The sequence below is a fragment of the Candidatus Pelagibacter sp. PS_10_02 genome, assembly GCF_059418005.1.
This window is the reverse complement of the sequence record NZ_CM182076.1, coordinates 902,802-917,906: the sequence shown is the minus strand read 5'-3', so window position 1 is coordinate 917,906 and position 15,105 is coordinate 902,802. Positions and strand designations below refer to the sequence as shown.

General features: G+C 30.3%; 11 protein-coding genes, 2 tRNA genes and 1 other RNA gene. 10 read left to right on the top strand and 4 right to left on the bottom strand.

Annotation, left to right across the window (positions count from 1 at the left end):
* Positions 1–21 precede the first annotated feature (21 nt).
* Together carB and carA are read right to left on the bottom strand one after the other, a co-directional pair.
* On the bottom strand, positions 22–3,246 hold the full coding sequence (gene carB, locus AC5SL1_RS05040) for a carbamoyl-phosphate synthase large subunit (RefSeq protein WP_494599328.1): 3,225 nt from the start codon (positions 3,244–3,246) through the stop codon (positions 22–24).
* A complete protein-coding gene (gene carA, locus AC5SL1_RS05035; RefSeq protein WP_494599327.1) occupies positions 3,224–4,420 on the bottom strand; it encodes a glutamine-hydrolyzing carbamoyl-phosphate synthase small subunit in 1,197 nt (398 codons plus the stop codon). The genes carB and carA overlap by 23 nt, the downstream gene beginning before the upstream one ends.
* A gap of 128 nt (positions 4,421–4,548) precedes the next feature.
* On the opposite strand from carA, the gene AC5SL1_RS05030 reads away from it, so the two are divergent.
* From AC5SL1_RS05030 to AC5SL1_RS05005, 6 genes are all read left to right on the top strand, one after another.
* Positions 4,549–5,010, top strand: a complete 462-nt coding sequence (locus tag AC5SL1_RS05030; protein WP_494572877.1) for a GatB/YqeY domain-containing protein — start codon at positions 4,549–4,551, stop codon at positions 5,008–5,010.
* Positions 5,010–6,785, top strand: a complete 1,776-nt coding sequence (gene dnaG, locus AC5SL1_RS05025; RefSeq protein ID WP_494599326.1) for a DNA primase — start codon at positions 5,010–5,012, stop codon at positions 6,783–6,785. Before AC5SL1_RS05030 ends, dnaG begins: the two co-directional genes overlap by 1 nt.
* Positions 6,786–6,853: 68 nt before the next feature.
* A complete protein-coding gene (gene rpoD / locus AC5SL1_RS05020) occupies positions 6,854–8,674 on the top strand; it encodes an RNA polymerase sigma factor RpoD (protein WP_494599325.1) in 1,821 nt (606 codons plus the stop codon).
* Positions 8,675–8,983: 309 nt separating this feature from the next.
* Positions 8,984–10,000, top strand: coding sequence for an O-antigen ligase family protein (locus AC5SL1_RS05015; protein WP_494599324.1), 1,017 nt, complete (start codon positions 8,984–8,986; stop codon positions 9,998–10,000).
* A gap of 25 nt (positions 10,001–10,025) precedes the next feature.
* Positions 10,026–10,100: transfer RNA gene (locus AC5SL1_RS05010), tRNA-Val, on the top strand.
* 66 nt (positions 10,101–10,166) lie between these two features.
* Positions 10,167–10,243, top strand: a tRNA-Ile gene (locus AC5SL1_RS05005).
* Positions 10,244–10,263: 20 nt separating this feature from the next.
* Here AC5SL1_RS05005 and AC5SL1_RS05000 read toward each other — a convergent pair.
* Both AC5SL1_RS05000 and AC5SL1_RS04995 read right to left on the bottom strand, forming a co-directional pair.
* A complete protein-coding gene (locus AC5SL1_RS05000; RefSeq protein WP_494579380.1) occupies positions 10,264–10,857 on the bottom strand; it encodes an MlaC/ttg2D family ABC transporter substrate-binding protein in 594 nt (197 codons plus the stop codon).
* Positions 10,858–10,872: 15 nt separating this feature from the next.
* The gene (locus AC5SL1_RS04995; protein ID WP_494599323.1) at positions 10,873–11,658 is read right to left on the bottom strand and encodes an MlaA family lipoprotein; all 786 of its coding nucleotides are present in this window, start codon (positions 11,656–11,658) and stop codon (positions 10,873–10,875) included.
* Between the two features lie 69 nt (positions 11,659–11,727).
* Between AC5SL1_RS04995 and AC5SL1_RS04990 the strand changes: the two genes are divergently transcribed.
* The 4 genes from AC5SL1_RS04990 to ftsZ all read left to right on the top strand — a co-directional run bounded on the left by AC5SL1_RS04990 (position 11,728) and on the right by ftsZ (position 15,094).
* Positions 11,728–12,474 carry an N-acetylmuramoyl-L-alanine amidase gene (locus tag AC5SL1_RS04990; protein ID WP_494599322.1) on the top strand — a complete coding sequence of 249 codons (747 nt, stop codon included), beginning with the start codon at positions 11,728–11,730 and terminating at the stop codon, positions 12,472–12,474.
* Between the two features lie 42 nt (positions 12,475–12,516).
* Positions 12,517–12,872: RNase P RNA component class A (gene rnpB / locus AC5SL1_RS04985), an RNA gene on the top strand.
* A gap of 258 nt (positions 12,873–13,130) precedes the next feature.
* Complete coding sequence (gene mraZ / locus AC5SL1_RS04980; protein WP_494579375.1) at positions 13,131–13,598, top strand: division/cell wall cluster transcriptional repressor MraZ; 468 nt, start codon at positions 13,131–13,133, stop codon at positions 13,596–13,598.
* A 2-nt stretch (positions 13,599–13,600) separates the two neighbouring features.
* Entirely contained in the window at positions 13,601–15,094 is a 1,494-nt protein-coding gene (gene ftsZ, locus AC5SL1_RS04975) for a cell division protein FtsZ (RefSeq protein WP_494599321.1), read from the top strand.
* Positions 15,095–15,105 lie beyond the last annotated feature (11 nt).

Sequence of the window (15,105 nt, the reverse complement as noted above, 5' to 3'; positions counted from 1 at the left end):
AAATACTGGACTGTCTTCACATTAAATATCTTGAAGTGCTGTAACTGTAATCTCTTTTGTTTTTAAAGATCTAATTCCCATTAAACAAGCTTGAGCAGTAGACATGTTTGTACAATAAGGAACTTTATTAACCAGGGTCGCTCTTCTTAAAGCCATTGCATCATGAAGACGGTGTTCACTATTTCCGCCCCCTGTATTAATCACTAATGCAATTTTTCCAGAATTTAAGACATCAACAATGTGTGGTGATCCCCCACTAACTTTATTGATGGTTTTACATTTCATTCCATGTTTACGAATGTACTCTGCGGTGCCACCAGTTCCACATAAAGTAAAATTTAACTTTAAGAGTTGTTTTGCTAAATCAACTCCTTCATCCTTATGACCATCTTTTAAAGAAATAAACGCTAAGCCTCTTGTGGGTAGTGAATTTGATGCAGCGATTTGGCTTTTTGCATAAGCCATTCCAAAATCTTTATCAAACCCCATCACTTCTCCCGTAGATTTCATTTCAGGGCCTAATAAAACATCACTGTTTGGAAATTTATTGAAAGGGAAAACTGCTTCTTTGACAGCAAATAAATTTTTATTTTTACTCTTTAAATTGAACTTAGATAACCTTTCTCCAGCCATCACCCTTGAGGCAATTTTTGCAAGTGGCAATCCTTTAGCTTTAGAGACAAAGGGAACAGTTCGACTAGCTCTCGGATTAACTTCAATTACATAAATTTCATCATTTTTAATAGCGAATTGAATATTCATGAAACCTTTTACTTTTAATGCTATGGCTAATTTTTTAGTTTGAATTTCTATTTCAGCGATTAGCTTAGGTTTAATTGATACAGGGGGAAGGCAACAAGCAGAGTCCCCTGAGTGAATTCCGGCTTCTTCAATGTGTTGCATAATTCCTGCCACATAAACTTCTTTTCCATCTGATATGGCATCAACATCCACTTCCATTGCGTGACTTATAAACCTATCTATTAGTATTGGATTTTCTTCTGCAGCCTTAAAAGCCTCTTCTACAAAATTTTTAAGCTGACTTTTTTCGTAGACAATCTCCATTGCTCTACCACCTAATACATAGGATGGCCTTACCATTAAAGGCAGTCCAATTTTTTCAGCAATTTGAATAGCTTGTTTGTAATTTTGAGCGATACCACTTTCTGCTTGTTTTAATCTTAACTTATCAAGTAATTTACTAAATCTATCTCTATCTTCAGCAAGATCTATGGATGTGTATTGTGTACCTAAAATTGGCAGCTTGTTGTCATGTAAAAATTTAGCAAGTCTTATAGGAGTTTGTCCACCAAACTGAGCAATGATTCCTACAAGGTTTCCCTTTTGTTGTTCTTTTTTAATAATATTAAAAACATACTCTTCTTTTAGAGGTTCAAAATATAGTCTGTCACTAGTATCGTAATCTGTTGAAACTGTTTCTGGATTACAGTTAATCATTATAGTTTCAAAGCCACTTTCTTTAAGTGCATAACTTGCCTGACAACAACAATAGTCAAATTCAATACCTTGACCTATACGATTTGGTCCGCCACCTAAAATTATTATTTTTTTTCTAGAAGAGGGGTCTGCCTCACATTCTGAATTTAAAGCATAGTTTCTTTGATATGTTGAATACATATAAGGAGTGAAAGATTTAAATTCGGCAGCACAGGTATCTACCTTTTTGTAAACTGGTAATACTTTTAAAGCAGTTCTTTTTTTTCTAACAAGGTCTTCAGGAATTTTAGTGATTTCAGATAATTTTTTATCTGAAAAACCGATGGACTTAATTCTATTAAATTCATTGTAATCTTTAGGTAGACCTTTTCTTTGAATTTGGTTTTCCTCATCAACAATTTCTTTTATCTGCTCTAAAAACCAAGGATCTATTTTACAAAGTTGATGAATTCTTTTGATATTTATTTTTTTTCTAAATGCTTCTGCAGCTAACAGTATTCTGTTTGGAATATTTTTTCTTAATTCTTTTTCAATTTGTTTTTTGTTTAATGGAAAAATACGATCAAGACCTGAAAAGCCAATTTCAAGAGAAACTAAAGCTTTTTGTAAAGACTCTTTAAAGTTTCTACCAATTGCCATCGCTTCACCAACAGATTTCATTGATGTCCCAAGAATTACCTCAGATGTTGAGAATTTTTCAAATGTAAATCGTGGAATTTTTGTTACAACATAGTCAATACTAGGCTCAAATGAGGCAGGGGTTGTTTTGGTAATTTCATTTTTCAATTCATCAAGCGTGTAACCGATAGCCAGTTTAGCAGCAACTTTTGCTATTGGAAATCCAGTTGCCTTAGAAGCAAGGGCTGAAGATCTTGAAACTCTTGGATTCATTTCTATGATAACCATCCTGCCGTCTTTAGGATTGATTGCAAATTGCACGTTCGATCCACCTGTTTCTACTCCAATTTTTCTAAGACAAGCAATAGAAGCATTTCTCATCACTTGATATTCTTTATCAGTAAGGGTTAGTGCAGGTGCAACTGTAATCGAGTCTCCAGTGTGAATTCCCATTGGATCAATATTCTCAATTGAACAAATAATAATGCAGTTATCTTTTTTATCTCTGACAACTTCCATTTCAAACTCTTTCCAACCTTCAAGGCACTCTTCTATTAAAATTTGACTAACAGGGGACTCATGCAAACCATCTTTAACTATTTTAAAATATTCTTTTTCTGTTTTTGCAATTCCTCCACCCAGTCCTCCTAGAGTAAAAGCTGGTCTAATTATTGCAGGTAGCCCAATTTGTTTTAAAACCTTTGCAGCGTCTCTAACATGATTTACAACTTTAGATTTTGGAAGGTCTAAACCTATATCCAACATATTTTTTCTAAACTTTTTTCTATCCTCAGCATTGGATATTGCTTTAGAATTTGCACCAATAAGTTCGATTTTATATTTCTTTAAAATACCTTTTTTCTCAGCGGCCATTGCTAAGTTCAGAGCTGTTTGACCACCCATGGTTGGTAAAATTGCATCTGGTTTTTCTTTTTTAAGAATTTTTTCAAGCACCTCTAAAGTTATCGGCTCAATATAAGTTTTATCAGCCACACCTGGGTCTGTCATAATAGTTGCAGGATTAGAATTGATTAAGATAACTTTATAACCCTCATCTTTAAGTGCTTTACAAGCTTGCGTACCGGAGTAATCAAACTCACAAGCTTGACCTATGATTATTGGTCCAGCACCAACAACTAATATAGTTTTAAGATCTTTTCTTTTTGGCATTTTTTTTCATGTTATTAAAAAATTCTTTGAATAAATAAACACTATCTTGTGGCCCTGGATTTGATTCAGGATGATACTGAACAGAGAAAACTGGTTTATTTTTTAATCTAATTCCCTCAATACAATTATCAAATAAAGATTTATGAGTGACTTCAATATTTTCAGGAAGCGTTGCTCTCACAATTTCAAAACCATGGTTTTGACTTGTAATTTCCACATTATCTTTAAGTAGATTTTTTACAGGATGGTTAGCTCCTCTATGACCTAATTTCATTTTTTTTGTTTTTGCACCAAGGGTTAGCGCAAGAATTTGATGACCTAGACAAATACCAAAAATAGGTAAATTTTTATTGATTAATTCTTTTATAATTTCGATAGCATATTTTCCAGTTGCCGCAGGATCTCCAGGGCCATTAGATAAAAAGATACCATTTGGTTTTAGCTTTAAAATATCTTTTGCACTAGTTTTGCAAGAAACAACAGTTACTTTACAGTTTAGATCTGAAAAATATCTTAAGATATTTTTTTTTATTCCATAATCAATAGCAACAACATGTAATGAGTTTTTCTTATTTTTTAAATAACCAGTTTCTTTTTTCCAAGTCTTAAACCCTGACCAAATATAACTTTTTTTAGTAGTAACCTGTTCTGCTAAATCTAAATTATTTAATCCACTCCATTTGTTAGTAATGTTAATTAATTTGCTTATATTAAAATTACCGTTTTTAGAAAAAGAAATTGTTCCCTTTGGAGCACCTTTATCTCTAATAAAATTAGTTAAACTTCTAGTATCAAGTCCAGTGATCCCTACAATTTTATTTTTTTTTAACCACATGTCCAAGTTAACGAAAGATCTGTAATTAGAAGGACTTGTTATTTCAGAATTAAAAATTACACCTTTAGTCCAAACCTTATCAGACTCTAAATCCTCTTTATTAGTTCCAACATTACCAATGTGAGGGAACGTAAAATTAATGATTTGTCCGGCATAAGATGGATCTGAGATAATTTCTTGATATCCTGTTAAGGAAGTGTTGAAACAAACTTCGCCAGTCGCAGTTCCCTGATATCCAATACCAATACCTTTAAAGATTATTTTATTATCAAGAACTAAAATGCCTGTGGGAATCTGAGAGATTTTTTTTGAGCTAGTTTTTTTTGCTTTTTTGATCAATTACAACTCATGAGTTAAAGGTTAATACAATAAAACCTTAATTACCGCAACAGAGATGTATTATAAAATTATAAAAAAACAATTTTTCTTTTGAAGAATTTTTACTTTGCAGTAGATTAAAAAATATTATGACATTGAAAGAAAAAATTGAAACTAACTATAAAAATTCTTTAAAAGCAAAAAATAAGACAGAAATATCAACCTATAGGTTAATTTTATCTTCAATTAAAGATCTTGATATTGTTAATCGATCTGGACCTGACAAAAAAGAAACAGACGATGAGGACATCAAGAAACTTTTGAAGAAAATGATCAAACAAAGAACCGAATCAATAGAGATCTATAAAAAGAACGATAGAAAAGATTTATTAGAAGTGGAGCAAAACGAATTTGAACTATTATCTAGTTTTTTGCCTAAGCAATTAAATGACGAAGAAACTAAAAAAATATGCGTTGATACAATAAGCAAATTAGGAGCAGCATCGATTAAAGATATGGGCAAAGTGATGGGTGAGCTTAAAAAGTCTTATCCTGACAACTTAGACTTTGCTAAAGCTGGACCATTGCTTAAAGAATTATTAAATAAATAATGAAATATCCCAAAGAATACTTAGACGAAATTAAAACTCGTTTAAAAGTTTCAACAGTTGTCTCAAAATCAGTTAGCTTAAAAAAAAGAGGCAAAGAATTTGTTGGTCTATCGCCATTTAAGACAGAAAAAACACCATCTTTTACGGTCAATGATGAAAAAGAATTCTATCATTGTTTTGCGACATCAGAACACGGAAATATTTTTGATTTTGTAATGAAAACTCAAAATTTAAAATTTGGCGAAGCTGTAAAATCTCTAGCTAATCTTGCTGGTATGAGACCATACACATTTTCAAAACAAGATGAAGAAAGAGAGAAAAATTGGCAAGAGTATTCTTCAATTTATAACCAATATGTCGAATTTTATCATGATGAAATTTTAAAAAATGAAAGTTTAACTATTGCAAGAGACTATTTAAAAAAAAGAAACCTTAGTAAAGATGAGGTAAAAAATTTTAAAATCGGATTTGTTGAAAGAAATTCTAATTTTTATGAAAAATTAAAAGATCAATTTAGTGAAAAAGTTTTAGTTGAAAGTGGCCTTTTTTATTTGGATGAAAAAAAAAATACATACGTAGAAAGATTTAGAGATAGAATAATATTTCCAATAAATAATATTTCTGGCCAGCCTATTGGATTGGGCGGAAGAACTATTAATGAAAATAGTTACGGTGCAAAATATATAAATTCTCCAGAGACTCCTTTTTTTAAAAAAGGTTCTAACTTATATAATTTAGATTTAGCTCGAAAATTATCTAATAAAATTGATCATGTATATCTTGTTGAAGGTTATATGGATGTTGTTGGCTTAAGTAAAAATGGAATAGAAAATGTTGTTGCAAATCTTGGAACGTCATTAACTGACAGACAAATTTTAATTTTAAATCAATTTTTTGATGACATAATTATTTGTTTTGATGGAGATGAAAGTGGATATAAAGCAGCCCTTAGAGCAGCTGAAAATTCAATAAAAGAATTACAGCCTGAAAAACAAATCTCATTTCTTTTTTTACCAGATGGTGAAGACCCAGATAGTTATGCAAACAAAAATGGTAAAGCTAATTTTATAGATTTTACCAAACAAGCAAAAATTTCTATTCATCAATTCATATTTAATCACTACAAACAACAAACTGACAATAATCCTTCATCAATGGCAATTTTTGAAAAAAAATTAAGATCTATTGCGCGAACCATTAAAGATGATTTTATTAAAAAATATGTGCTTGAGTTTTTCTTAGAAAAAATCTCATCTTTAACACCCCATAGTAACGTAGGTAAAAAACAATTTTATACAAAAAAAATTAAGTCTTTACAATCTACACAAAAATACTTCAATGAAAGTAAATCATTAAGTGGGGTAGAGCTTAAAGAGTTTTCATTACTTTATCTAATATTAAATAACTTAGATATTTTTCAAGAAAATATTCACTTAATTGAAAATATTAGATTGTTTAGTGATGAAAATAAATTGATCTATGAAACTCTTTTATCAAAGTTAAAAAGTGGAGAGAAACTTACACTTGAGCAAATTCCTATTGATCCACAATTAATAGAAAAAATCTTCAAATTTGCTTCCATCAAGCATATTTTAAATAGTCATCAAAATAATCAGGAAAAGATGTTTGAATTATTAGATGAAGTCTCAAGAGATCTCAAGAATTACGATTTAGAGTTTAGAATTGAAGAGCTTGAATCAAAATTTTCAAAGGATTTAAGCGAAAGTACTTTCAATGAATTAAGAGAGCTAAAAAAGCAAAAAAATATCAATTAAATCCAACAAAAAATACATGGATTTTTCTAAAATTGCGCTTATATAAGACTTCTCAAATATATACAATTGTGGAAAGAATAATTACAAAATCATTTGCTAGACTTATGGGTAGAGGAACCCATAGAGGATTTATAACTTTTGATGAGTTAAACAAATCTCTAGGTAAAAGAAATCTTTCTAATGAGAATTTAGAACAGGCTTTCATGCACATTCTTGATGAGAGCGTTTCTCTAGTAGAAAAAAAATCAGATTTTAAAGTTCTAAGAAAAAAAGAAAACTCTTCTAAAGAAGAAGGCAAAACTATTGAAAAGAGTGATGATCCTATAAGAATGTATTTAAGGGAGATGGGAGGAGTAGAACTTTTATCTCGTGAAGGTGAAATTGCAATTGCTAAAAGAATAGAAGCTGGAAAAGATGTAATGCTTATTGCATTAGCACAAAGCCCAATTACAGCACAGCAATTTGTTGAGTGGGATGAAAAACTTCAAAAGGATGAAATTCTAGTAAGAGAAATTATTGATATTGATACAAATTATATGGAGGACGAAAATACAGGTCCTAGTGCTAAACAAAGAAATTCAGGTGAAACAGAAAAAAATGAAGATAGCAATGATGACGATGAATTCAATCCTACACTTGCTGCAATGGAAACTGAAATTAAACCAAAGGTTTTAAAAACTGTAAATACTTTAACAAAAGAGTATGCAAAATTAATTAAATATCAAAAAGAGAAATTAGATTGTATTTTAAATTCAGGCAGTTTTTCAACTGCTAAAGAAAAAGGCTATGATAAAATTGTAAGTGATATTTTAGAAAATATTAAATCACTTCAGTTATCTCCATCTGTATTAGAAGAATTAGTTCAAAAACATTATGTAGAAAATAAAAAGATTGTTTCTTTAGAGGGAAATCTTTTGAGACTTGCAATGGATCAAAAAATTCCAAGAAATGAATTTATTAAGTTTTACATAGGCAATGAAATTAATCCAAATCTTAAAAAATTTCTTGATACTAACCCTATGTGGAAACAGTTTTTTTCAAAAAACAAAGATGAATTTAAGAATATTAGAGAAAGATTAATTGAGATTAGTCATAAGCTTGGAATCTCAGTTACAGATTATAAAAAATTAGTAAGCAGAATTCAAAAAGGTGAAAAAGAATCTAGAATTGCAAAAAAAGAAATGGTTGAAGCTAACTTGAGATTAGTAATTTCTATTGCTAAAAAATATACTAATAGAGGACTTCAATTCTTAGATCTTATTCAAGAAGGAAACATTGGTCTTATGAAAGCAGTAGATAAATTTGAATATAGAAGAGGATACAAATTTTCAACATATGCTACATGGTGGATAAGACAAGCGATTACAAGATCAATCGCTGACCAAGCGCGAACGATTAGAATTCCAGTTCATATGATTGAAACCATTAATAAAATTGTTAGAACACAAAGACTAATTTTAAGTGAATTTGGTAGAGAGGCGACACCTGAGGAATTAGCAAAAAAGTTAAGAATGCCATTAGATAAAGTTAGAAAGGTTTTAAAAATATCAAAAGAACCAGTTTCACTAGAAAAGCCAGTGGGTGATGAAGAAGATAGTAGTTTGGGAGATTTTATTGAAGACACAAAAGCATTAGCCCCACTAGAACAAGCTATTAAATCAAATTTAAGTGAGGCAACTACTAAGATTTTATCAACACTAACGCCAAGAGAAGAAAGGGTTCTTAGAATGAGATTTGGTGTAGGAATGAATACAGATCATACTCTTGAGGAAGTAGGTCTTCAGTTTTCAGTAACTAGAGAGCGAATTAGACAGATAGAAGCTAAAGCTCTTAGAAAATTAAAACACCCAAGCAGATCCAAGCAGTTAAAAAGCTTTTTAGAAAGCTAAATAAACTGATCTATTTATTCACATAAAGTAGATCTTATTTATTTTAAATATTTAATAGAGTATTAAATTAACTAAATGAACAGTAAAATTCTTAATTCTTATTTTCTTATTTTATTTTCTCTTATACCTGCATCTATAATTATTGGACCCGCTATTTCTTTGTTTAATATTCTACTAATTGATATTTCGTTCATTTTTTTTATTTTGTTCAAAAAAGATTTTAAGTTCTTATCGAATAAAACTGTTAAACTTATTATACTGCTTTGTTTATATTTAATTTTTAATTCCATAATAGCAAAAGATTTTTCAATGAGTGCTTATAGAAATCTCGGATTTATTAGATTTGGGATATTTTTTTTGGCATTTAATTATTTTTTTTATAATAATGATTTTGTAAATAGAGTTTTGGTAATATGGGCTCTTACTTTATCTTTTTTATCTTTAGATACCTACTTAGAAAGTATATCTGGAACAAATATACTTGGTTATGGTGAAGCTTATGGAGCAAGAATAGTTAGTTTTTTCAAGGATGAGCCAATTGTAGGTGGTTATATTAATGGATTTTATCTAATTATTATTGGATTTCTATTTTATTTAAATGATAAAATATTGAATAAGTATAAATATATTATCTTAATTTTTACTATTTTTTTCATTACTGCAATAATATTAACAGGTGAAAGATCAAATTCGATTAAGGCAATTCTTGGTTTTTTTTTATTTTATTTTTTGAATGATCATTTCAAATTTAAAGAGAAAATACTTTCAGTTTTATTATTGGTTTTAGTATTTATATTTTTGCTTAATACCTCTAATTTTTTAAAATTAAGATATGGTGGTCAATTTTTTAAACCAATAATTTCTATTTTTCAGTCTAATAATGATATTATCATTGAGAGAGAAGCAAATAAAAATTTATATATTGCTCTTTATCAATCTGGATTTGAAGTTTTTAAAAAATATAAAATTTTTGGTGTAGGAAATAAAAATTATAGAGTAGAGACGTGCTCAAATGAAAAAAATCCTAAGTACTATTGTAATACCCATCCCCATCAGCTATATTTTGAGTTTTTGGCAGAACATGGAATTGTGGGGTCTTTGATCTTAATTTTTATTTTATTTAGTCTAATATTGAGTAAAATTAAGATTATTCTTAGCTCTAAAAATTACCTACAATTAGGCTGTTTAACATTTTTATTAACTTCGTTTATTCCATTGTTACCCAGTGGTGCTTTTTTTGCAGATTACAATTTAACTATTTTTTGGATAAACTTATCTATTATGTATGCTGTTGGAAATAAAACTAATGTATTTAAGTTAAATTAAAAATTAATAGATAAATTATATTTATGGGACTGTAGCTCAATAGTAGAGTACTGCATTGACATTGCAGGGGTAGTTGGAGCGTAACCAACCAGTCCCACCATTCTCATTATTTTTTACCTATACTAGACATCGGTTGCATTATAATATAATTAAAGTTTAATTTTTAGGGCCTGTAGCTCAGTTGGTTAGAGCAGTACACTCATAATGTATTGGTCCCAGGTTCGAGTCCTGGCGGGCCCACCATAAATTAACTTTTATAAAAATTATTTAACGAACTCTTTTAGACTAGAAAAAAGAGCATTAATATCTCCATTGTTGCTTTGGATGATAGATGAAAATTCTTCCTTTTGTGTTCTGGCAAGACTTAAGCCCTCTATAATCAAATCTCTAATTAAAGGGTTTTCAGGATTTTTGGTATAAATTCTCCAATCAATTTTAACCTCTGGTCTTTGATCAGTTCCAACCAGTTTACTAGAAACCATTGTATATGTTTCACTTAGCTTTTCTTTAGACATGACCTCTATTTCAGGATTTGAATACTCTGCCAACCTACTAGAAAAGCTCTTTAAAAAATATTGCCTAAAAAGCGTTTCATATTCACGTATTTCATTTTCACTTATATTTTTTCTATAAGAGCCCAATGTGTAAGAACCAATTCCATTTATATCAACAGTTTCAATTGCTATCTGTTTTAGCTTTTCTATCTTCTCTTCTTTTGAATATTTATTATTTAAAGCTTCTGAAGCTCTATTTACTGTTGATTGAACAAATACATCGGGCTCCATTGAGTAGGATTGATTAAAGCTAACAAAATTTATTATGATAAAAGAAAATATTAAAAACTTTTTTAATCTCATAAAGTTTTATTTTTTTTACTGAGTTTCTATTTCTTCCCAATCACTATCGTTTTGGGTTTCAGTTATTGCCTTTGAGTTTGCAATTTTTTGTTGTCTACCTTGTAAATATAAACTTCTAACGGATGCATAAAAATCTATTGAGTTTTTTTCTAGGTTATCAAAAGAATCTATATTTTTTGCTCTAAAATCAATTCCAGTTCCTGCTCTAGATGCCCAATAATCAAAATCAGAAAAATATTGAGTATCATTTGCAACAGTAACATTATACCAAGGATCTCCACCAATTAGATTTGCAAATGAACCAACCGTGTCTCTTACAGTTGAAGGCCCCAAAACAGGAAGCACTACATAACATCCTTCACCAACACCCATAACACCAAGTGTTTGACCATAGTCCTCTTTTTCATATTCTGGAAAACCTACTTTTTCTGCTACATCAAATATTCCAACAACTCCAATAGTTGTATTAACTATAAACCTACCAGTATTAACAGTAGCTTTTTTAAAATCTCCTTGAAGTAGATTGTTTGGAATTGTTACAAGTGTTGAAAGATTATCTAAAGCATTACTTGTTCCAGTTCTTACTGGAGATGGCAAAACCCTATAGGCTTTAGCAATAGGCTCAAAAACAACACCATCTAAAACCTGATTAAATTTAAAAGTTGCTCTATTTACACTCTCAAAACAATCTTTTACTTCTCCCAAATTTTTGTTAGACATATTATTTTCACCATCAGTATCAGCACTTACATTGGTGACTAACATTAAACTAATTAGTGAAGTTAATAAAAATTTTTTCATTATTGTTTAATTATATAATGTATATAATCTCAAAGTAAATCTAGAATTAGTTATAAATATGACCCAAAAATGGCTCTAAAGATAGCATTAAACTACTCACCTAACTTTAATCCAAAGAAAAGATCATCTAAGCAAATCAAATTCATTATTTTTCATTATACGGGAATGAAAAGCGAATCTGATGCTTTGAAGAGACTTACAGATATACAATCTGAGGTTAGCTGTCATTATTTTATCAAAAATAATGGAGAGATTATAAATATGTTACCAGATTTATATATTGCATGGCATGCAGGAAAATCCTCATGGAAAAATTATAAATCTTTAAATCAAAACTCTATTGGAATTGAAATTACAAATCCAGGACATGAGCATGGTTATAAAAAATTCAAACAAAAACAAATATCTTCACTTTTAAAATTAACTAAATCATTAATAAAGAGATACAATATTCTTCCTAAAAATATTTTAGGTCATTCAGATATAGCCCCACAAAGAAAGAAAGATCCGGGAGAAAAGTTTCCTTGGGAATATTTATCAAAAAAAAATATAGGGGCATGGCATACATTAAAGGACAAGCAAGAACTGATAAAAAATAGAAAACTTAAGATACACAAGGAAGAAGAAACTTTTTTCTATAAAAATTTATTCAAAATTGGGTATTCAAAAAAGAAACCGTTAAATATTAATAGAGTAAAATATTCAAGAGAGTTAGCAAAGGCATTTCAAAGAAGGTTTAGACAAGAATTAGTTAATGGTAAAATCGATCGAGAATGCTTACTTATTAGTAAAAATCTTGTTGGAGAATTTAAATAAATTTTTCTTGAAGTTTTTGAGTTTAGTAATAAATTATAAATGCTAGATGAACGACTTATTGCTTTAATTTTATTAAAGAGGAAAGTCCGGGCTCCGCAAAGACACAGTGCCAGGTAATACCTGGCGGGGGAAACCCTAGGGATAGTGCCACAGAAAATATACCGCCATAACATGGCAAGGGTGAAAAGGTGTGGTAAGAGCACACCGGTTCTATTGGTAACAATGAACGCTGGAAAACCCCACTGGGAGCAAGACTAAGTAGAGATGACATTGTTGCAAAACTAAAAGCCGTCTTTGGCTAGTCATCAGGGTTAGTTGCTTGAGCTTAAGAGTGATCTTAAGCCTAGAGAAATGATAAGTTTTAATGACAGAACCCGGCTTATAGTTCGTCTAGCAAACTTATCCACAACTAGTGCTTAATAATAAAATAAGTGTTCACCTTTTGATTCCTAATTGAGTCATTTATGTTCTTATTTTTAATCCCACAATTGTATTAGTTTCAAACTTAAAAATTGAATTAAAACTCTAAAGAGATAGACAACAAGCTTTCCATAAACTTCATCAAATAAGCCTAAAATGAACATATTGACAGCTTGTCTAAAAACCCATATTGTCCCACATATTCCCAAATATGGAATTTATGAAATATAAAAAATATGTTTTTATCTACTTACGAGAACAAAATAGACAAAAAGGGAAGGGTGTCCGTGCCTGCTAGTTTTAGGTCTCATCTTTCTAATTTAGGATATAACGGGGTTATTTGTTATCCATCATTTAATAATCAATCTATTGAAGCTTGCTCACAAGATAGAATTGAAAAACTTTCAGCAAGCATAGACTCTTTAAGTCCCTTTGAAGAAAATAGAGATTTTTTTTCTACATCAGTTTTATCTGATAGTGTGAATTTACAATTCGATAGTGAAGGCAGAATTTCTTTATCTACAAAATTATTAAAACACGCAAAAATTAAAAACAGCATGTTATTTGTTGGTCAAGGTCAAACATTCCAAATATGGGAACCGACAGCATTTGAAAAATTTAAGGTGATAGCTAGAAAAAAAGCAAACATAAATAGAGCAAGCCTTAAATGGGAAAAACATTTTAATAACAATGAGGGGAAATAAAAATGACAATTAACTTTAAAGCGCCAGAGATAAAAGAATTACAACCAAGATTATTAGTTTTAGGTGTTGGTGGGGCAGGAGGAAATGCAATCAATGAAATGATAGATAATGGTCTACAAGGTGTAGAGTTTATTGCTGTCAACACTGATGCTCAGGATTTAAAATTAAGTAAAGCGAAAGCAAGAATTCAAATAGGATTAAATTTAACTAAAGGTTTAGGTGCTGGAGCAAAACTTGATATTGGTCAAGCAGCTGCAGATGAATCTTTAAATGATATTGTAAATACTCTTCAAGGTGCAAATATGGTTTTTATAACTGCAGGTATGGGTGGTGGAACTGGAACGGGTGCTGCACATGTTATCGCAAGAGCTGCAAAAGAATTAAATATTTTAACCGTTGGCGTTGTCACATTACCATTTCTATATGAAGGCCCTTCAAGAATGAGAAGAGCTCAACAAGGACTTGAAGAATTAAGAAAACATGTAGACACAATTATTGTAATTCCAAATCAAAATTTATTTAAGATTGCAAATGAACAAACTACATTTGAGGAGTCTTTTAATCTTTCAAATAATGTCTTGATGCACGGTGTTCAAAGTATAACTGATCTTATGGTCAGACCTGGTTTAATCAACTTGGATTTTGCGGATGTTGAAACTGTTATGGCCTCAATGGGTAAAGCAATGATGGGTACAGGAGAGGCTGAAGGAGAAGGTAGAGCTATAAAAGCCGCAGAGATGGCAATAAGTAATCCATTGATTGATGATTATACTTTAAAAGGAGCCAAAGGTTTATTAGTAAACATCACTGGTGGAAAAGATCTTAAACTTTTTGAAGTTGATGAAGCAGTAAATAAAGTAAGAGCTGAAGTTGATCCAGAGGCAGAATTAATTATTGGTGCAATTACCTCAGCAGAGCTAGATGGTAAAATGAGAGTATCTATTGTCGCAACATCACTAGATGGTCAACAACCTGAAGGCAAATCTGTAATTAATATGGTTCATAGAATACAAAACAGAAACCCAGGTTATTCAGACTTTGGTAGTGCCAGTTCAGCTCAATCATTTAATTTTTCTCCAACAATGTCTAGTCCCATTTCACATGGTGCAAATGCATTGAAGTTAGAAAATGAAGTTATTGCAGAGCAAAGTTTAGATAAATCAACTTCAGATATGATTAATCAACAAAATTTACACTCACAACAGGTTGAAAGCGTTGTTGAAAATAATCATACAGCTGATCATGAGCAATCTTTTACTGAAGAAGCGTTCAATACCACAGTTGAGACTGAAGAGGGCAATATGCCATTAGAAACTGAGCAAACTTCCAATGGACTTGAAAACTTTGGTGTGGATGAAGATGCAGCTCCAGATTTATTTAGTTCAGATAATGAACAAAATGAATCAGATAGTTTTTTATCGACAGAGAATAATGAAAATAACTCTGAAGATGATGATCTTGAAATTCCAGCATTTTTAAGAAGACAAAAGAATTAATGGTCTTCAAA